Here is a 19318-nt window from a genome sequence, read left to right as displayed (position 1 = left end):
TCATCTTTCAGTCCACTGGTTGCGGTGCAGGATGGCAGAATTTTTTTTTGCAGCAATTTGTCTTGGCTATAGGTCAGTAGTCCCACAAAACTGATGATATTACTGATACGATTACCTACGGTTGAAAGCTATATTGCCAAAATATGGTTTTTTTCTGCAAATCTATGAAATTTAGTATTGTTATCTCTACTTATAACCGCTTAGACTTGTTACGCCGTGCTATTGATTCGGCACTGAAACAGACGATTCCTTGCGAGGTAGTGGTGGCTGATGACTGCTCATCTGACGAAACAGAAATTTATGTTAAGAGTTTAGGTGATGTGGTGGTTTATCATCGCAATCAAGTCAATCAAGGTCATGCAGCTACGGTTAATGCTGGGGTGCAGAAAGCTAGCGGTGATTGGATTAAGTTTTTAGATGATGATGATTATTTAGATGTTAATTGTATTGAACAAATGACCAAGGCGATCGCACTGTGTCCTGATGCTGTCATTTGTTCTTGCATTGCGGCTCAAGTCGATCAGACAGAAGTGGAATTGAGTCGCACTCCTCGCTTTGGGCCTGGTTTAGCTTTTTATATCCCCCAAGCAGATATTCACTATGGTATGCTTATGGAATTAGTACCATTTGGTACACCTGCTCAGGTTGCTTGCCGCCGAGATGCTTTTTTACAGTCTGGTGGTTGGGATTCTCAACTAGACACCAACTGTGATGATATTGACTCGTGGATTCGCATTGCTCAGTTTGGGCATGGTATTTTTATCAATCAATGCCTTGCTTATCGGACAATTTGGACTGGTGCTTATAATCAGAAATTTTCTTTTACCCAGCGTCTCAATACCAATATCTTGATGAAAGAAAAAATTTACAATTTCATCAATGAAAAGCATCTATCTTACTTACCATCTTTGCAAGAAATTAAAAATTACCTGAGACTGCATTGGACTTTAGTGGCGTTAAAAAAACGAGATTTACAAAGCTTTTCACAAATGCTAGATCAATCAATTCTGAATGTTTCTACTTGGAAGTTTTTCTGGAATGTGATTTATTCTCGGCGTTCAAATATGTACAATTCTCGGATTGATAAATGTATTTTACTTGAGACTTAATCAATAATGTTTTGATTAAACAAAAGACGTAGCACTGCTACGTCTCTAGATGATTTTTCACCAGATGTCTAGTTTGGCAGTACACTCAGCATTCATTACTAAGATTAGGCTTTATTTAACTTTTTCTTCCATAAACGCAGCCAAATTAACACAGTTTTTATCCAACTTCCACCGAGTACATCGTGAAGTAAGGTGTAAAAGCAGGGGATAATAAACAGGGTCAGTAGTGTGGCTAAGGATAAACCGGAAAATACCACTATACCCAAGGGTTGGAGAAATTCTGAGCCTTCACCAATTCCCAATGCTAAGGGAAACATCCCTAAAACTGTGGTGATGGTAGTCATTAAAACTGGACGTAAGCGTTGAGGTGCAGCTTGCAAAATAGCGGTTTTGCGGTCAATTTTTTCCCGTTCCCGGATTTGGTTGGCTAATTCCACCATGATGATAGCGTTGTTAACCACAATCCCCACGAGTAATACAGCACCGACTACGACAGTTGCACCAATGGCAGTCTCAGTGATATAAAGTCCGAAAATACCGCCAGCTAATGCTAGAGGTATGGTAAACATAATTACTAACGGGTCGATGAGTGAATTGTACTGCACTGCCATGACTACAAATACTAGAAAGGTGGCTAACCCGCCTAACAGTTGCAATGAACCTTGTAGTTGTTGATTGGATGCGGCGGCTGAACTGGGTAAGATACTCACACCTTCTGGTAATTCTAAGCTTTTGATAACGGTGTTTACCTGTGCTAAGGCTGCACTCAGGCTAGCACCCTCTGTTAAGTTACCTGCAAAAATGGCTACTTGGCGTTGGTTGATGCGCTGTATTTCACCTGGGGCTTGACTTTCGACTATTTGGGCAACATCGCTTAAACGCACTTGGCGATGATCATCGACAAATAAAGGTAATCTTTCTAATTGTGAAGGTGTTTGTACTGAAGATTCATTTAATTGTACTCTGACATCTACTAAACGATTACCGCGTTGTAGTTGGGTGGGTACGCTTCCCTCAATTGCTGTTTGAATTGTATTGCCGATATCTTGGGTAGATAATCCCAAGGCTGCTACTCGTTCCCAGTCGGGAAGAATTTGGATTTCTGGTTGTCTGTCATCTGCATCAGGGCGGAATCTGGCGAGGGTGACACGTTCTTCTAAGGCGGTGAGAACTTGACGACTAGCTTGTTCTAAAGCTTCTGAGTTGTTCCCCTGAAGAATAACGTCAACGTCAGCATTGCGAACTGGGGAGTTATTAACTATTAAACCTCGGACTTGTCCAGGGGCTAGGCGGAGACGAATTCCTGCTAAATTTAATTTGTTAAATGCTTGGGTGACTCGTTCGATGTAAGCATCGATATCTGTACCGGGTTTGAGGGTAATGTTACTCGTACCACGTAGGGGATTTGCACTGGTATTTGTTCCAAACAATATACCGCCAGAGGTAGAGAAGACATATTCTGTTTCTGGTTGTTGCTGGAGGATTTCGTCTACCGCATTCATGACTTTGCGGTTAGTTTCTAAGGGTGTACCTGGGGGAAATTGGGCGAATAGGTTGGCTTGCCCTGTACTAATTCGGGGGAGAATTTCTTGAGGTATTTGTGGAACCATCCATAAACTACTGCCACCAAAGAGGATAATGGCGATCGCAATTACTACAATTCGCCAGCGTAATATCATCCTCAAAAAGCCAGCATACATCCCGGTAGCGGCTAGAAAGCTGCGGTTAAACTGGCGCAATAACCAAAATTTGCTCAAATAACTAGAAAATTGCCATGCTAACATCCGTGAACACAGCATCGGTACTACGGTAACTGCTATTAATATGGATGCAGCGACGGAAAAGCTAATTGTCAGAATTAATTCGTTGAATAATAAAGCAATCAAGCCCCCAATCAGCAAAAACGGCAATACTGCTACTAGGTTCGTGCTTGTAGAGGCGATTAAGGCTGATTCTACTTCTCGGCTGCTTTGTTCTGCTTGTTGAATAATTAACCGGTTGAAGGATGAGTATTTTGAATTTTGTATTTTGGATTTGGAATTTTCTACGCCCTCGGCAATATTTTCTAACATGACGATGGAGTTGTCTACGACAATACCCACGCCCAAGGCTAAACCACCCAAGCTAAAAACGTTGAGGGATAAGCCAAATAAACCCATTAAGATGATTGCTGTTAAGGTGGCTAAGGGGATAGCAAGGACGATAATTAAGGTTTGGCGTAGAGAACCGAGAAATAATAGGACGGCGATCGCCGCTAACCCTGTACCAATCAACCCGGAAGTTGTCACATTAGAGATAGAATTACGGATAAATTTAGATTCGTCTAAGGTAGGTGTGATAATTGTCCCTTCAGGAATCACACCACCTTCTCGCAATTGTTCTAACCGTAATTTCACCGCATCGACAACATTGACAGTATTCGCCTCTGGCTGTTTTTGAATACTGACTTTAACTGCTGGTTGTCCATTCAGTGACACATAAATTCTTTGTTGTTCTGAACCGTCGATGACTTCGGCGAAGTCTCTTAAATAGACGCGGCGACTGGGAACTGATGAATTAGAACCAGAGGCAACTTCAAAGGATAAGTTTCTAATTTCATCCGCATTTTTAAACCGTCCTACAGTCCGAGTCAGTGGTTCAGAATTCACTCCTAAGATCCTACCACCGGAAATGTCTTGGTTACGGTTTCTCAATTCATCTAGGACATCGGTTAAACCGATACCCAAAGCTTGCAACCGATCTAAGTCCAGATTAACTCGAATTTCTTCTTGCAAACCTCCCGACACACTCACCGCAGCCACTCCGGGAACAACTCCTAATTCCCGTTCTAGTTCTTCTTCGGCAAACACGCGCAAATCCACCCCTGTTAAGGAGGGTGAGGTTAAAGCCATTTCATAGACTGGTAGTTGGGAAGGGTCGATTTTAAATAAGCGTGGTGATTCTATGGTATCTGGTAAGGCACTTCTGGCTCTATTAAAGGCTGCTGTAGCATCATTTAAGGCTTGGTCAATATTTCCTCCTGGTTGGAAGTACAAATCTATACTGACTCGTCCTTCACGGGTTTGGGAAAACACTTGGATCACGCCTTCAGTGGCAGACAAAGCTTCTTCCAGAGGTTTTGTGATTTCATCAATTGCTACCTCTGGAGAAATACCGGGTGCTTCCATTCTTAGCCCAATGCGGGGATAGGTAATTGAGGGTAGCAAATCTACGGGTAGTTTAATAATGAAAAATACGCCTAGCACTATGACTGCTAGGGTAAGCATGAGTGTACCGATATGGCGGCGAATAGAGATAGCACTGATACTAAATCCACCGCTTTGATTTATTTGCTGCATGAGTGTCGTTAATTCAACATTCAAAAATTATTTTTTACTCTGGTCTTTTGAAATTAGAATTATCCTCTGGTGTTTCTGAAAGTATAGAAAGGCGGACATTTTCCCCATCTTTTAATGGCTTACCACTACGAACTACATAGCGTTCTCCTGGTTGTAAGCCGGATAAAATTTCTACTTTGCCATCAGCTTTTTTACCGAGGGTGACAGGGCGGGCTGTGACTTTTGTTTTACCTGCTGAGTCTGTGACGACGTAGATTTTGCCGTTTTGGGGTTCTGTGGCTGCTGTGGTGGTGATGGCAGAAGCCTCTGGGGATTTGGTTGGCTGTTGTATGGCTGTTTGTGACACCACTACTCGCTGTGGTGTTTCGGTTTCAAAATTAACTCTAGCTAACAGTCCGCTACCAATGTTGTTATTAATGTTGGGTATGACTATTTCTACTGGGATTAAACGAGCCGTTGCATCAGCAGTTGGGGAAATGCGGGTGATTCTACCAATTAATTTTTCCTGGGGGTAAGCATCTAAGCGTACTTGTACAGATTGTCCTACCTGTATTTGAGCTAATTCTAGTTCGGAAACTTGGACGACAACTTTCACACGGCTAAAGTCGGCGATTTTTAAGGCTTCGCCACCTGCTTGTAGGAGATTACCTGGCTCGGTGAGTTTTTCGGTAACTACGCCTGTGATGGGAGATGTGAGGCGTGTGTAGGATCTGCGCTCTTTTGCTTGGGCTACTACTGCTTTTTGAGCTAATACTCTACCTTGAGCGGCGGCGACGGCTTGCTGTGCGGTGCGGACTTGTTCTATTGCTGCTTTGAGGGCTTGGGCTGCTGTTTTGGCTTGGGTGTTGGCTTGTTCGGCTGCTTGTTGGGCGATCGCACCTTCTTTTAAGAGTTTTTGTTGGCGTTGAGCGTCTGATTGCGCTTGTGCTAGTTCTAACCGCGCCCGTTCTACTTCTGTGCGGGTATTACTGACTTGATTTGTAGCTCTAGCTACTTCTGATTGTAATGCTGCTAGTTCGGCTTCGGCTTGCTTCAAGTTGGTTAATAGCAGGATATCATCTTGTTGTCCGACGGTTTGCCCTTTTTTAACTGTGTCGCCGACATCTAGGTTTAAAGATAATAGTCTGCCTTCTACCTGCGATCGCACTGAGACGGTACGGTATGGTGTGGTTGTGCCTGTGTATTCTGGTAGTGTTTGTAACTTATCTAGGCGGGCGATCGCTACATCTACAGGTGTCGTTCCGCCACGCTCTCCTCTACTGCGTTGCTGAGATTGCGCTGTCGCCGATTCTCTGGGTAGAGAGCCGCAACTGGTTGTGAGGATTCCCATACTCAATAGACAAACTATCAATGAGATAGATTTCCACCTTGGGTAAGAAAAAAATCTATCTTTTAAAGTATTAATTTTTACACATAAACTTAACTGTTTTTTTAAGAACTGGCTTGAAATTGTGTAATTTGGATTTTTCATTGCTTTTTTGCGTTTTTTTTGTTTAAAATCATCTATTTCCTTTTAATAATCTCTTTTTGGGCATAATAGCTTTTTTAATCTCAGCAATTCCGTAAGTATTGCCAGATGAGAAAGATAAAGAATATAAAAAGTTTTGGTAAAGACTTTTTGTGTCAAACCTTACTACGTTTATCAAATAATGTCAAAGTCATTTTTACTGCTACTCTGGGGACACAGAAACAGAATCATCTTTGACATTCTCTGTAATCACAATTTTTGTATTTATTTTTACAAAAAGTCTGGTATAAAACCCAGATAAAAACCGATTGAGAGTGAATTTATCTGCTTATTGGTACAACAAACAGTCGTAAATCATCATATTTAGTTTTGTTAAGAATACATACAATTATAGTAACAAAAACACCAGCTAAGTTACTGTCAACTGTCGGTGTTTAACAAATTTATTAAAAATGGTAAAGTATAATTGTCTTTCGGCACAATGTATTATATGCACAATGCCAATTTTATGCCCTGTAGGTGAGGAAAATTACGAGTGACATCACCCCTAAAAGTTGCACACACTACAGATGAATCCCAAATCATCGAATTTTTTCAACAATCAGTGGGTCAGTGGCGTTCGGAAAGGCGTTACTATACTCTCCCAGCCGGAGAAACTAAAGAGATGGAGAGTATCATCACTATCCGATTTTTAGATCAAGGATGTGATGAATTACAAAAGTTGGCTCAGATACATGATTTACCTGAGTCGGTGAGGTTCATTTGTGGTGCTGAGGTGAATTGGTGTAGTACAGATGTGCTAAAAAATCGTCAAGAGTCGCAAGGTACGACACTGTTTGGGGCGTTAGGCAGTATATTGTATCGCGATCGCGGTTTTGCCACATCCAAACCAGTCACAGCCAAATATGCTTTTACCAATCCCAACACCCTATCTCTGCGAACTGAATATAACAATTCCGTGTTTGAGGAAGAGTTAAAGCTAATTGGCAATAAATACCGCACCAGACAAACAATTATTTCTCGTGCTGGGGAACAGTTGATGATTGGTCAATATTTAGAAAAAAGATTAGGGAGTTAGTGTTTCACTCCTAACCAGGTAGTCCCGTTATCTTGAGAAACTTTCCAAGCCGATGACGGGATTTGAACCCGTGGCCTGCTGATTACGAATCAGCTGCTCTACCACTGAGCCACATCGGCGCACACGATAAAAGATTATAGCATAATTCCCCTATGGTAGAACCAAATCCTCAAAACCGCCTTAACCCTGAACAATATAATCGCCTGAAAGCTGAAATGGTAGCTCCTTACCGTGGCTTGCGAAAATTTATCTATCTCGGTGTGGGTGCTTCTGGTTTCATTGGTGTGTTCGTCTTCTTTTTTCAACTGCTGGCGGGCAGAGATGTTGAACACGCTTTACCTAACTTTGCTCTGCAAGTAGGAATTGTAGCACTGATGATTTTTCTCTGGCGTTGGGAACAGCGTCAACCCCTAGGGGGAATTGAAAATTCAAAATCCAAAATTCAAAATTACGAACCCGATAAATAATGTGGCTTGTATCCGATGCAAAAAATCTCACAATAAATTACTTAAGTATAAATGCTTGTTTGTCTCGTCAACTAACCAACATAGTTGTTGCAAAACTTTATGTTTCTTAAATTACTTTATATTTTGATACATTCCGAAATATAAAGAGAGAAAACATAAAGAAAATATTAGGAAATCAGGAAATGTGAAAATTTCTGAGACACTGGTAATTGTTCAAACGGGGTCAGCCAATATAAAGACCCTGAATATAAAGCCGCAATATCAATGGGGTCACATATATTTAAAGACCCTAGGCATAATAAAAACCGAAAAATAGCCTGCGCCAGACAAGTAAAATCTTGGTCTGGCGCAGGCTATTTTTGCAACCGGGAATTTATGGAACTCTGACGATATAGGATGAGGGCAGTGGTTGAGCGCGTCCAGCATTGACTAATGCTTGGTATACAAAGGCTGCAACTTCTGCCCTAGTTGCGGGGCGATTGGGATTAAGTTGGTTAATGTTAGGATAGTTAATCACCAGTTGCTTGGAAGTAGCGGCGGCAACTGGCCCTACTGCATAATTGGGTATCTGAGCCGCATCAGCATAAATAGAAATAATATTTTGATTATCGGCAGTTAAGCCTAGTCCGTTGGCGAGGGCAACTAAAGCTTGAACTCTGGGAATTTCTTGTTGTGGTTTGAAGGTGCCATCAGGATAACCAGAAACAAATTGACTGCTATATGCAGCTTGAATGGCAGGGTAAGCCCAGAAATTGCGGCTGACATCTCTGAAATCAATGGGGGCGCGTTTAGCTGGTGGTGTCAGGGCTTTGGTGATAATGGTGGCGAATTGGGCGCGGGTTACAGGATCATTAGGTTTAAAGGAACCATCAGGAAATCCAGCAATAATATTTTGTGCAGCCAAGGCTTCAATATAGTTTTTAGCCCAGTAATTTGCGGCTACATCTGTAAATCCTGTGCCTGAAACTGGTTGTTCAACGGTGGCGGCGACAAAATCAACTTGACCAAAAATCTTTTTCTGGTCGATATCATTACCGATAGCCAGAATCCGATTGCTTCTGGTGGCGTTGTTTACGTCATAACGGGTATTACTGCGAATCAAATTACCACCGGGATTTTCATTAGTCCCTAAATCGGGTTGAGCATTAATAGTGGCAACAATGCCATCTCGCTTGTTGTTTTGAATGATATTCTGACGCAGGATGGGCTGGGCTGATTCTGAGATGAACAGCCCATCTTGGTTCTGCACAATCTGGTTTTCTATGACTAAAGGTGTAGAATTACCCCCAATTGCTAAACCAAAACCTGTGTCTTGAAATAAGTTGTTGCGAATTTCGCCTTGGGCAGATTTGGTTATAGAAAGGCCATTACCCGTGTTTTTCACAAAAATATTGTTTTCAATTTTGGGATTTCCTGTACCTGTAACAAAAACCCCATCTCTGACACTGTTAGTAAAGGTGTTGTTTCTGATGGTGGGATTACTGGATTCTACCCAGACAGCAGTACCGCGCTGATTGGGGTTGGTGACGGTTAAACCTGCGATCGCAGTATTATCGTTAGCCAAAATGGTAATGTCTTGTCTGGCAAAGGTGCGACTGGTATAAAATCCACCACCTATAATTAATATTCCTTGGCCTTGAGTGGATTGATCACCTTGCAGTGTTACCCCTGGCTTGAGGATGAGGGGAAATTTTTCGCCAGTGTCACGATTATAAGTTCCCGGTGCTAGTTGAATGACTGTGCCGGGTTGAGCTTGATTGAGAGCAAAGGTAATTGTTTTGTAAGGTGTGGCGGCGGTAGCACCGGCACCAGTTGTATCTGTTCCCGTCTCTGGGTTGACGTAAATGACTGGTGCAGTTGTGGGAACTTGGGCTGTGACAGTGGGAGCGATCGCTTTTTGGTTTGCAGTACCAGCATTTACCTGACTGGGTGTGAGCATAAAACCAGCAATCACAAATAGTAAAGCGGTGATTCCAGTTGGTACGGATACAATGGAAAGAATATGCTTTGCTGAAAAAATATTAAAGCCCTGATGTCTCATTTTTATCTGTAGTGTTTAGCTGAATGTTGGTTAGGTATAGTATGGTTGATGTAGAAAGTATCTGGCTACAAAACCCATGCCAAACTATACTGAATGACTAACACATAAACAGCTAAGTTTCGCAAGAAATTACATAATTTTTTGCGATTTCCACGACAAGTTCTCTTTGACAAATTGGAACAGTCAAGCTATCCGCTCAACAATAGGAGAAATAACTGATCCAGATGTTGAAGTTGACGGAGAAGGTACAGAGAATGCTTCCCGTCAACTTAGCTGCTTGCCAGCCGGACTCAAAATTTATGGGATGTTTAATAAGCTAAAGTTTCTAAAGTTTCCCGCAAGTAACGCTGTACCTGTTGTTCTAGGCGTAGTTCTTGTAGTTGGGTATAGCTTTCTAGCTGCCAACGTTGAAAACCTGAACTAGCTGCGATCGCGTGTTGCAGATTTTGCCAAATTTCAGGATTACGAGAAGCTGTAATTTTCACCATAGTTATTTATTCCTCAGTTTCAACTTCCACAGTCAACTGGGGCAAGATTTTATTCACCCGCACCCCTAAAATTGTGAAATCCTGGTTAATCTTTTCTAAAGGTAACGGTTCTATGGCTGCAAATTCTGTGTCATTCGTCACCAAAACTCGTGCTACACTTAATGGAATTTGCAGAAACAAATTACTTGCCAAAAAAGTTAATCCAGCCATCAGTAATGCCAGAATCCGCCATTGGGGTAAAAAACTTGCTAAATTAGCCACCAATGGAGTTGCTTGATAAAGTTGCCACAATATACCAATTGATAGAATGGCTGCTAGCAGTGCCAGCACACGATTTAATTTTGTATTAATTAAACAGAGAATTTTTCTTTGCTGCTCAGTCAGATGTTCTGGCTTGAGTGCTACTCCCAAAATGGCAAATATGTAAAAAGGCCGGCGTAGTTGCATCCACAAAAGCGGGATTACACCAATTGTGGCTACCAGCAAAATTTCTACCCATACAGGCAAAAGCGGTTTGCCGACGGACAGAAACAATAAGCACAGGAGCAGAAAAATAGGCAATGTCGCCAATCCAGCGACATGAATCCACAAAATAGGTTCAGAGCGAAATGAGCGCATAATTAAAATTTTGAGTGCTGAGTTTTGGTTTCCAGTTGAGTATAGGAATCTGAGGTAATGCTCATAACTCTATACTCATCTATCTGGACTCATTACTCAACACTCGTTACTCAGCACTATCTTGCTAACGCCAGGGTACGGCGTTTAGTTACCATCTGGTACGCATCAATGATGTCACCTTCAGCCCAATCATGGAACTTATCAAGGCCGACACCGCATTCGTAACCAGCGTTAACTTCACGCACGTCTTCCTTCATCCGCTTGAGGGAATCCAGTACACCTTCGTAGATCACTTTACCGCCACGACGTATCCGTACTTTGCAGTTACGAACCAGTTTACCAGATTGAACGTAGCAACCAGCGACAGCACCGCGACCAACTGGGAAGACGGCACGGACTTCGGTTTGACCCAGAGGTTCTTCTACTAACTCTGGTTCTAACAGACCTTCGACTGCGCCTTCGATATCTTCCAAAAGTTTGTAGATGATGTTGTATTCCCGTACATCTACACCGGCTTCGTCAGCAGCTTGTCTAGCTCCACTGGCGTAGGTGGTGTTAAAGCCAATAATGACTGCACCACTGGCTGCGGCTAGGTCGATGTCTGTTTGGGTAATTTCCCCGGCTGTAGCCAAGAGCATGCGAATTTGGACTTCGTTTTGGGGTATTTGTTTGAGTGATCCCACAATCGCTTCCACAGAACCCTGTACGTCGGCTTTCAGGATCAGGTTGAGTTCTTTCAACTCGCCTTCTTGAGCTTGTGCCGATAGGGTGGTGAGGGTAACGCGTCCTTGTAACAGACGAGATAAGCGTTGTTTGTCTGCACGGTCTGAGGCGATCGCTCTGGCTTCTTTTTCGTTGTCGAACACCTCGAATTCATCACCGGCGGCTGGTACATCACTTAAACCCAGTACCTCAACGGCGAAGGAAGGAGAAGCTACATCAACGCGGTGGCCGCGATCGTCAACCATAGCTCGGACTTTACCAAAGGCTGAACCTGCCACTAGGATATCTCCTACGTGCAGAGTACCGTTTTGAATTAACAAGGTAGCAACTGCGCCCTTAGCTTTATCCAAATGCGCCTCAATTACAGTTCCTTTAGCCAGACGTTCCGGGTTAGCAGAGAGTTCTTCTACTTCTGCCACCAAGAGAATCATCTCTAGGAGTGTATCGAGGTTTTCACCTTTGATGGCACTGACTGGTACCATAATTGTCTCACCGCCCCATTCTTCTGGGGTCAGACCATACTGGGTGAGTTCTTGTTTCACACGGTCTGGTTGTGCGCCTTCTTTGTCAATTTTGTTAATAGCGACCACAATCGGCACTTCTGCCGCTTGTGCATGGCTAATAGCTTCGATGGTTTGGGGACGTACACCGTCATCCGCAGCTACTACTAAAATCGCTATGTCTGTTACTCTCGCCCCCCTAGCTCGCATGGCAGTAAAGGCTTCGTGACCAGGGGTATCTAGGAAGACAATCTGCTGTTTTTTGCCTTCGTGTTCGATATCAACGTGGTAAGCACCGATATGCTGGGTAATCCCACCCGCTTCGCCGGCTGCGACTTTCGTTTTGCGAATCGAGTCGAGTAATGTGGTTTTCCCGTGGTCTACGTGACCCATAATAGTCACTACCGGTGGACGACGTTGCAGATTTTCCAGGTCGTCTACATCCAGCATTTCCGTGACTTTGCGGGCTTCTGCTTCCGGTTCGGCGGTTTCGACTTCTACTTCTAGCTCTTTGGCTACTAAAGTAATGGTCGGGATGTCCAGATTTTGAGTGATGCTCACCGCCATGCCTTTCATGAACAGGATTTTCACAATCTCTGTATCAGCTACGACTAAGCCATCAGCGATTTCCTGCACTGTCATCGGCCCGGTAACGACCAATTTGGTGGGACGCTCCCGTTTCTCCTCGACTTCTTGTTGACGACGATTTTGCTCACGGGCAGCAGGGCCAAACTTTTTCTTTTTGCTGGCTGGCGTAATAGTAGCCACGTTTGCACTAGCTGGCTGTGCTGGTCGGGCTGCTTTCGGTTTGGGAGGACGAGCGATGGAGAGGCTGACTTGAACTGCTGCTGGTATTTCCAGTCTGCCGTCCTCTAGGAATTCATCATCTTCAAAATCATCTTCCAATATGGGCTTGACGCGCTTACCCTTAACGGTTTTAGATTTTTCTTTAATTTCGTCAATGATTTCTTCTTCCTGCCATTTCTTGCCCCCTTTAGGTGGACGAGGTGGCGTTGGACGTTTCAAATCCAGTAAGTCAGGCGTAACAACAGTATCAGAAGCTTCTCCTCTCTTCGATACCTCTGCCATTGGTTTTGGCGGCGTTGCCACTGGTATGGCTGCTGCTACTTCAGGCGGACGCGCTGGTCTAGTGGGACGTTGACCATCTGCGGCAGGCGCGCCTGGTCTCTGACCACGATGTTCTGGTTTTGTAGGGCCAGGATGGGGACGACCCTGTTTTTGTCCAGTACCTTGTGATGCCTCTGTTTGTGTAGGTCTAGAGGCTCTTGGTTTGGGTTGTTCCCGTTCTTCCTCGCTGCGCCGTTGGCGTTCTCGTTTGAGGATGGGTTTTTCTGCGGTACTCAGTTGTTGAGGTACCTCTGCCTTTTCTGCCACTGGTCTTGCTGGCGGAGCTGCCAATTGCGGTTTTTGGGGTTTTTCCAGTTTTGGTTTAGCAGGAGCTACTTTTTCAGGCTTCTGTGCTGCTGTCTTTTCAGATGCCTGTGGCTTAGGTGCTGGCTCTGGATTGGTGGCAGCAGGTTGTTGAGGACTCTCCGATTGATTCCGTGGTACAGGTCGAGTTGGTGCCGTCGGCTTCATGGGTGAGACTGGTGTAGCGGGCTTTGGAGGTGAGGGAGGATTGACTTCAGACGCAGCTGAGGCATCTGAGGCGTTAGAGGTATGATTTTTCAATATTTTGGGTTTGCGAATTTCCAAAATTTGTTGCTGTTTTTGAGGTGGCGCAGGTCGGTTGCGCGAGCCACTCTGTGCTGAATTTGGTTTATGACTAATTGTACCTAATTCTTTTTTGGGCGTTCCATTTGTAGCTGCCAGTTTTTCAGCCTCCGCCCGGATACTTTCTGCCTCTGTTTCTGAAATTGTACTGCTATGGCTTTTGACCGCAATGTTGAGCTGGTCGCAAATTGCTAATAGCTCTTTGTTATCCAAATTCAATTCCTTTGATAATTCGTAGATTCTGACTTTGCCGTTGTTCATCCACTCTTCCCCTTGAATTTACAGTTTTTTTGCGGATGGTTGCCTGGAAGTGCGACATCTCCATCCTTCGGTTACTGTTTTTAGGTTGCCCTTGGTAATTTTGCCGGTGCCTCCAATCAGGAAAGAGAGATGTTTCGGTTTAATGCTGGCATCTCCATAGAGAACTGTGGTTTACAGGCAACCATAAAGATTTTTTATAGTTGCTGGTGATGCCGCTCTGCGCCTGAGCGCTACCAGGTTGCCATTTTGTGGTTTGTTGTTTGGCTGATTCTGAGTCTTCCACAACACATCTAGTTAAATTTGTTGGGAGTACTGCTTTGCTCCTGTTAATTTTGGGAGAGCCTTTTGCTAACTACACCCATTTACTATTTTGGCACTAACCTCAATAAATGCAGAGGGTGTGTAATCGCGTGAATATGGCGGCTTTTACCACAATTGCTCTGCGGATTACCGCCAAGAATGCTTTTCAACCTAAATTTTGATTTTGGGGATTGTTTTGGGCTAGATGTTGCCACAATGTCTGGTACAGTGTTTCTGGTACCGTTGCACGTAGCGATCGCCCTAATCTATTTTTTTTCTGAGCAGCTTGTAAGCAGCTATCTTTTGGGCAAATGTAAGCTGAACGCCCCATGCCCTGATTCAATTGTACCTCTCCAGAAGGAAATACTCGGACAATCCGCCAAAAGTCTTTTTTTAAGCCTACTTTGCGGCAACTAACACAACGCCGATAGTTGGGTTTCATCGGTTTTCTGAGTATTTAACAGAAATGTTGCTGGTAATCATAAAGTTGGTTAAGCCAATCTCTATTCATACAACGCTGCCTGATTTTCAGTCATCGTGAAGACTGATACTGATGTCCATCCTACCAGAACTTAATCAGGCTCATAAATTACTCTTCGTGATAGTTGGTATCTAAAACTTCATTTTCTAACTGTTCTGTTTGATTTTCTTCATCCTCTAGCTCCTCTAGTTCTATGTCATCTGTCTCTGGTGTATATTGGGCGCGGGCAGCAGCAAATTTGGCATCTTCGGCTGCATGATCATATTTAGCTTTGTCTTTAATGTCTATTTTCCAACCTGTTAAGCGGGCTGCTAATCTGACATTTTGCCCTTCTTTCCCAATAGCTAAACTCAATTGATCTTCTGCTACTAATACGTGAGTTTGTCGGGTTTCCGGATCCATCAGCCGCACTTCGTCTACTCTGGCTGGACTTAAAGCATTGGCAATATATGTTGCTGGGTCTGGAGACCATCGAATTACGTCTATTTTTTCACCGCGTAATTCGTTTACTACTACCTGAATTCGTGATCCCCTAGCACCGATACAAGCACCTACTGGGTCTACATCTCGATCTAGGGTGTCTACTGCTATTTTAGTACGTGGCCCTACATATCGGGAGGGAGGATTGGCTTCCCGTGCTACGGCAACAATTCTAACTACTTCGTCTTCTATCTCTGGTACTTCGTTGGCAAATAAGTACACTACTAAACCAGCATCGGCACGAGATACTAGAAGTTGTGGCCCCCGTTGTTGTCCTTGAGAAACTTTTTTGAGATATACCTTGAATGTAGCATTGGCACGATAGTTATCGTTGGGAAGTTGTTCCCGCTTTGGTAGTTCTGCTTCTACTTCTGGTTGACCAAAGCCACTGCTGACTGCCAAAATTACTGACTGGCGTTCAAATCTTAAAACTCTTGCTTGTAGTACAGTCCCTTCTAAGTCTTGGAACTCTTCTTGTACCATCTGGCGTTGCTGATCCCGGAGTTTTTGCGCTAGCACCTGCTTGGTTTGCATTGCCGCCATGCGCCCAAACTCCCCTTGATCTGGGGTAACGTCTAAAACTACAGAGTCGCCAAGTTGGGCTTCAGGAGCTACTTGTTGTACTTCATCTAAAGATATTTGATGGTCGGAATTATTCACTTGTTCCACAATAGTTTTTGTGGAAAGAACACGAAAACCTTCTCCATCAATATCGAGTTCGACTTCAAAGTTATCAAAGTAATCTTCATCGAACTGTCGGCGTTCTAAGTTTTGAGCGCGACGATAACGTTCATAACCTTTGAGCAATGCTTCTCTAATGGCTGATTGTACGGCTAATCGAGGTAAATTACGCTCCCGACTAATATTTTCAATTAAATCTTTTAATCCTGGTAAACTCACCATTGACATAAGCAATCTCCTTTATAAATTAGGGCTTAAAAGTTGGGTAACTTGGGTTTTGGGGATGGAAAATTAAGTAAATATTAAAAACTAGGCATTAGATACTAGGGATTAGAGAAAAGTTGGACTCTAGTCCCTAATTTCTAGTCCCTAGCTTCTAGTTCCTAGCCTCTAGTTCCTCGCTGGTCGTTTATCGACGCTCATCTAACTGCACCCTGGTAATGAGGGAGCGAGGAATTTCGATGACACGACCTTTCTGATTGATGTAAACTTTTGTCTCATCCCGGCGAATTAATTGACCATTCCACTCTTGTTGTCCTTCGTGGGGTGGGGAAGTGGAGACAATGACAGGAAATCCTTTAAAGGAAATAAATTCCCTGTCGGTTACAAGTTGCCTCGAAATACCAGGACTAGACACTTCCAAGACATAAGCATCTGGAATGATCTCCGCAGCATCTAAGGATGTTTCTAAAGCACGGCTCATGCGCTCACAATCATCTAACCCGGTATCCTGCTGGGGATTGCGGATATCTACCCGCAATACTGGTGGACGTTGGTTGGTGTGAAAAACAATGCCAACAACTTCCAAGCCCAGTTGTTCTGCTACTGGTATTGCCAACTCTGTAATTTGTGGGATTAGAGGATGAACCATGTCTAAAATCAATAAAAAAAGTGGGCATCAACCCACTTCCTGCGATAGGGATATCTTCCAAGAAGTCTTGTGACGAACCAATGATGGTTCGCCGCTAATTTGAGTGTAGCGCATTTTTTCAGCGTCAATAGTTATTAGTCACTGGTCATTGGTCATTAGTCATTAGTCATTAGTCATTGGTCATTGGTCATTAGTTTCTCTCCTCCGCTTCCTCCGCTTCCTGATCCCAGTTGCTTTACCTTTGACGATGCTGGTAACGAATCTCTGGCAGATTAGTCCGTTGTTCAACTACTGGCTGGATGGATGTTTGGGTTTTGAGTTTTTGGGTTTGTTCGAGAATTTGGTCGATGTCTTCTTGGGATAAACGTTGTACGTAGTTGAGCTTGACTTCTTCTAAGAAATCAACGAGTAAGCTTTGGATTTGGTTAATTACTTGCTGTTGCTGTATTTCTGTACCTAAAGCTTGGCTAAATCTTTCTACCAGTTGAGTAGTAAGTTTGGCTCCAACGGGGTCTTCTACAGCGTTAACTAACGCATTGTAGAGATTAGTTGTGAGTTGAGTTGCTAGTTGTTGGCTCAGTTGAGTTTGAACTTTGGCTACTCCTGGTAATACTTGCAAGTTACGAGACAGGGGGACTTGATGGAATACGGTTTCAATGTTGTGGTGTAAAATAGCAACGAGTTCTGGTTGAATTTTGGGCAGGACTTGATAGACGATGGTTTGTACCAACAGCCCGGCGATCGCTTCTAATTCATTCACATTATTAATATCTATGTAGGGGCGGAGATTTTCTTTTTGCAATAACCACCGCGTTAATTCACCCCGTTGAATCGAAATCTGAATTTGGTTAATTACTCTAATTACTACAATTTCTGTGATTTCTTCCGCAAAATTACCTACAACTATTGTATGCAATTGCTTGTTTATTGGTTGTAAATTACATAACTTTGCTTGGTCTAAACGAATAGTTACAGGTATAATCCGTAACCATCGCCAAAAGGGGATCAGTAAAAATAAATCATACCAACGCCACAATATAGAGTTTAACCAACTAAAATTAGGATGTGTACGTTTGATATAAATGACACGGGTCAATAACTCTACACTAAATAACAGGATAAAGGGTAAATCGATTAACCAAAATAAATCAATAAATTCACCAGTATCACCAATTTGACGGTAGTAGTTGGTAGCTATTAAAGGTCTGACTTGTTGATTAAAAAAAATCATTTCTTGTAGCCAGCCTTGCTGAGATAAATAAGGCTGACTCCAAAAGGTGGCGAAGGATTGTTTGGCGGATTCTTTACCGATGCGATCGCGCATCCGGTTTTTAATTTTTTCTAAAGTTCCACTTTTACCAACGGCTGCAAAGGGATTACTATCAATCATCTCAACACTCAGCCGTCTCAGTTCTTCTAACTGAGTTTTGACTTGTGGCGATGTTAAACCTGTCTGACTAACTTGTTCTTCTAGTGCATTGACTGCTTCTAAGTAATTTTTGGTTTCTCTGTGAGGTTCAATACCTTTAACCGGGTCATAAATCTGAGTAATTTGCGGAATTCTGCGTAAATAGAAATCTCGCCAGGGTACGTAAGTTAAATCAAAGACAACTAAGCACAGATTGACTGTGGCAATTGTTGCCATCAGTCTTTCAAAGTATAAGTTTCGCTTTTTTGTTGTTTTTAGATTCACCATATTTAGTTTTAATTGTTACACCTGTTAAATTAGAAATTTTAATGAAAAATTTTTCTTTTATAATTTTATTTAATAATTAATTTTATTAAATTACCATTTAAGATAGGGTTCAAAATGTTTATTAGTATGAATTTGGTAAATCGAACATCATTAATTATTTAAAAAAAGCTTGATTTACATCTAGCATCCGTAGGAGTGGATTCACCGCGCTGATCATTCATATATTGATGATATTTTTAAACCCGCCCCTACCTTACCGCAATTAAAGGACGATGGGCAATGTTGAAAATGGGCTAACAGTCGGATTGTTAAGTTGTTGGGATTGTCCACCCTACGATAATTGAGAATGGTGCAAGATATCAGTCTCAAGAATTATAAGTTGTGTCCGTTACCCTTTATAATGCAGTTTATTTAATCCGCAGGAGTGTTAAATATGTGGTGTGGGTTCGGAAAATCAAGCATGATTATAGGTGCAGCTTGTGTAGTTACTGCTAGTGTAATGATTTCTCATACAACGTTTGCAGCTCGTCAACGTAACTATACACCGGAGGAATTCCGGGCTGTGTTGCGGGGTTTGGGCTATAACGTCAAAGTGACAAACGCACCCCTCACTGATGAGGAAACTAAAAAAGCAATTCGTGAATTTCAAACAGGTTACAAGTTAAAAGTTGATGGCGTAGCAGGGCCACAAACCCAAGATTTTGCGGCTACCATCGTGCAGATCCTTCAAGGTAATTTAAATGCTGTACTGAAACCTAAGACTCCCCTCCCGCGTGACCAATTTTACACCCATAGAACGGAAGAGTTAGTTAAAGAGTATCAGAAAAAGAATCAATTAGAAGAAACTGGTATTGCTAATTTGGCACTACGTCAAAAGCTAGACAAAGAAGCGAAGGAAATTATTAATCAGCCAGCTACTAAGCCGTCACCAAAGCCAACGGCAACACCAACTTCTACACCGTCACCAAAGCCAACGGCAACACC

At 42.9% G+C, this 19318-nt stretch carries 14 protein-coding genes and 1 tRNA gene; 4 read left to right on the top strand and 11 right to left on the bottom strand.

The window, feature by feature from the left end; all coding sequences use genetic code 11:
* Window positions 1–164: 164 nt before the first annotated feature.
* Complete coding sequence (locus tag AACS98_RS22845) at window positions 165–1109, top strand: glycosyltransferase family 2 protein (RefSeq protein WP_066384496.1); 945 nt, start codon at window positions 165–167, stop codon at window positions 1107–1109.
* A 104-nt stretch (window positions 1110–1213) separates the two neighbouring features.
* On the opposite strand, the gene AACS98_RS22840 is transcribed toward AACS98_RS22845, so the two are convergent.
* Entirely contained in the window at window positions 1214–4447 is a 3234-nt protein-coding gene (locus tag AACS98_RS22840) for an efflux RND transporter permease subunit (protein WP_066384494.1), read from the bottom strand.
* Between the two features lie 34 nt (window positions 4448–4481).
* Complete coding sequence (locus AACS98_RS22835; RefSeq protein WP_066384491.1) at window positions 4482–5918, bottom strand: efflux RND transporter periplasmic adaptor subunit; 1437 nt, start codon at window positions 5916–5918, stop codon at window positions 4482–4484.
* A gap of 532 nt (window positions 5919–6450) precedes the next feature.
* On the opposite strand from AACS98_RS22835, the gene AACS98_RS22830 reads away from it, so the two are divergent.
* A complete protein-coding gene (locus AACS98_RS22830) occupies window positions 6451–6993 on the top strand; it encodes a phycobiliprotein lyase (protein ID WP_066384488.1) in 543 nt (180 codons plus the stop codon).
* A gap of 47 nt (window positions 6994–7040) precedes the next feature.
* Here the strand turns inward: AACS98_RS22830 and AACS98_RS22825 are convergent.
* Window positions 7041–7112 (bottom strand) — tRNA-Thr (locus AACS98_RS22825).
* Between the two features lie 33 nt (window positions 7113–7145).
* Between AACS98_RS22825 and AACS98_RS22820 the strand changes: the two genes are divergently transcribed.
* A complete protein-coding gene (locus tag AACS98_RS22820) occupies window positions 7146–7460 on the top strand; it encodes a DUF3493 domain-containing protein (protein ID WP_066384485.1) in 315 nt (104 codons plus the stop codon).
* A 373-nt stretch (window positions 7461–7833) separates the two neighbouring features.
* Here the strand turns inward: AACS98_RS22820 and AACS98_RS22815 are convergent, their stop codons facing one another.
* The 8 genes from AACS98_RS22815 to AACS98_RS22780 all read right to left on the bottom strand — a co-directional run bounded on the left by AACS98_RS22815 (window position 7834) and on the right by AACS98_RS22780 (window position 18334).
* On the bottom strand, window positions 7834–9501 hold the full coding sequence (locus tag AACS98_RS22815; protein ID WP_066384483.1) for a DUF1565 domain-containing protein: 1668 nt from the start codon (window positions 9499–9501) through the stop codon (window positions 7834–7836).
* Between the two features lie 308 nt (window positions 9502–9809).
* Entirely contained in the window at window positions 9810–9989 is a 180-nt protein-coding gene (locus AACS98_RS22810; protein ID WP_066384480.1) for a hypothetical protein, read from the bottom strand.
* Between the two features lie 6 nt (window positions 9990–9995).
* Window positions 9996–10607, bottom strand: coding sequence for a low-complexity tail membrane protein (locus tag AACS98_RS22805; protein ID WP_066384478.1), 612 nt, complete (start codon window positions 10605–10607; stop codon window positions 9996–9998).
* A gap of 116 nt (window positions 10608–10723) precedes the next feature.
* Window positions 10724–13825, bottom strand: coding sequence for a translation initiation factor IF-2 (infB, locus tag AACS98_RS22800; RefSeq protein WP_066384476.1), 3102 nt, complete (start codon window positions 13823–13825; stop codon window positions 10724–10726).
* A 466-nt stretch (window positions 13826–14291) separates the two neighbouring features.
* Window positions 14292–14567, bottom strand: a complete 276-nt coding sequence (locus AACS98_RS22795) for a YlxR family protein (RefSeq protein WP_066384474.1) — start codon at window positions 14565–14567, stop codon at window positions 14292–14294.
* Between the two features lie 147 nt (window positions 14568–14714).
* On the bottom strand, window positions 14715–15995 hold the full coding sequence (gene nusA, locus AACS98_RS22790) for a transcription termination factor NusA (protein ID WP_197480088.1): 1281 nt from the start codon (window positions 15993–15995) through the stop codon (window positions 14715–14717).
* Window positions 15996–16176: 181 nt separating this feature from the next.
* Entirely contained in the window at window positions 16177–16638 is a 462-nt protein-coding gene (gene rimP / locus AACS98_RS22785; protein WP_066384660.1) for a ribosome maturation factor RimP, read from the bottom strand.
* 235 nt (window positions 16639–16873) lie between these two features.
* Complete coding sequence (locus tag AACS98_RS22780) at window positions 16874–18334, bottom strand: hypothetical protein (protein ID WP_198161179.1); 1461 nt, start codon at window positions 18332–18334, stop codon at window positions 16874–16876.
* A 433-nt stretch (window positions 18335–18767) separates the two neighbouring features.
* Between AACS98_RS22780 and AACS98_RS22775 the strand changes: the two genes are divergently transcribed.
* A partial coding sequence (locus tag AACS98_RS22775) for a peptidoglycan-binding domain-containing protein (RefSeq protein ID WP_066384654.1) occupies window positions 18768–19318 on the top strand: 551 nt, incomplete at its 3' end.

This window comes from Anabaena sp. CA = ATCC 33047 (assembly GCF_963870205.1).
In the GTDB taxonomy this organism is placed as follows: Bacteria; Cyanobacteriota; Cyanobacteriia; order Cyanobacteriales; family Nostocaceae; genus Trichormus.
Note: the sequence above shows the minus strand (reverse complement) of the source record. Positions and strands in the feature narration are given on the sequence as shown.

What these genes read in the sequence shown, in the direction of transcription:
- AACS98_RS22780 (WP_198161179.1), bottom strand. Translation starts at nt 18,334, where the DNA reads ATGGTGAATCTAAAAACAACAAAAAAGCGAAACTTATACTTTGAAAGA.
- AACS98_RS22845 (WP_066384496.1), top strand. Translation starts at nt 165, where the DNA reads ATGAAATTTAGTATTGTTATCTCTACTTATAACCGCTTAGACTTGTTA.
- AACS98_RS22805 (WP_066384478.1), bottom strand. Translation starts at nt 10,607, where the DNA reads ATGCGCTCATTTCGCTCTGAACCTATTTTGTGGATTCATGTCGCTGGA.
- AACS98_RS22810 (WP_066384480.1), bottom strand. Translation starts at nt 9,989, where the DNA reads ATGGTGAAAATTACAGCTTCTCGTAATCCTGAAATTTGGCAAAATCTG.
- AACS98_RS22820 (WP_066384485.1), top strand. Translation starts at nt 7,146, where the DNA reads ATGGTAGAACCAAATCCTCAAAACCGCCTTAACCCTGAACAATATAAT.
- AACS98_RS22815 (WP_066384483.1), bottom strand. Translation starts at nt 9,501, where the DNA reads ATGAGACATCAGGGCTTTAATATTTTTTCAGCAAAGCATATTCTTTCC.
- rimP (WP_066384660.1), bottom strand. Translation starts at nt 16,638, where the DNA reads ATGGTTCATCCTCTAATCCCACAAATTACAGAGTTGGCAATACCAGTA.
- AACS98_RS22840 (WP_066384494.1), bottom strand. Translation starts at nt 4,447, where the DNA reads ATGCAGCAAATAAATCAAAGCGGTGGATTTAGTATCAGTGCTATCTCT.
- nusA (WP_197480088.1), bottom strand. Translation starts at nt 15,995, where the DNA reads ATGTCAATGGTGAGTTTACCAGGATTAAAAGATTTAATTGAAAATATT.
- AACS98_RS22795 (WP_066384474.1), bottom strand. Translation starts at nt 14,567, where the DNA reads ATGAAACCCAACTATCGGCGTTGTGTTAGTTGCCGCAAAGTAGGCTTA.
- AACS98_RS22835 (WP_066384491.1), bottom strand. Translation starts at nt 5,918, where the DNA reads ATGAAAAATCCAAATTACACAATTTCAAGCCAGTTCTTAAAAAAACAG.
- infB (WP_066384476.1), bottom strand. Translation starts at nt 13,825, where the DNA reads ATGAACAACGGCAAAGTCAGAATCTACGAATTATCAAAGGAATTGAAT.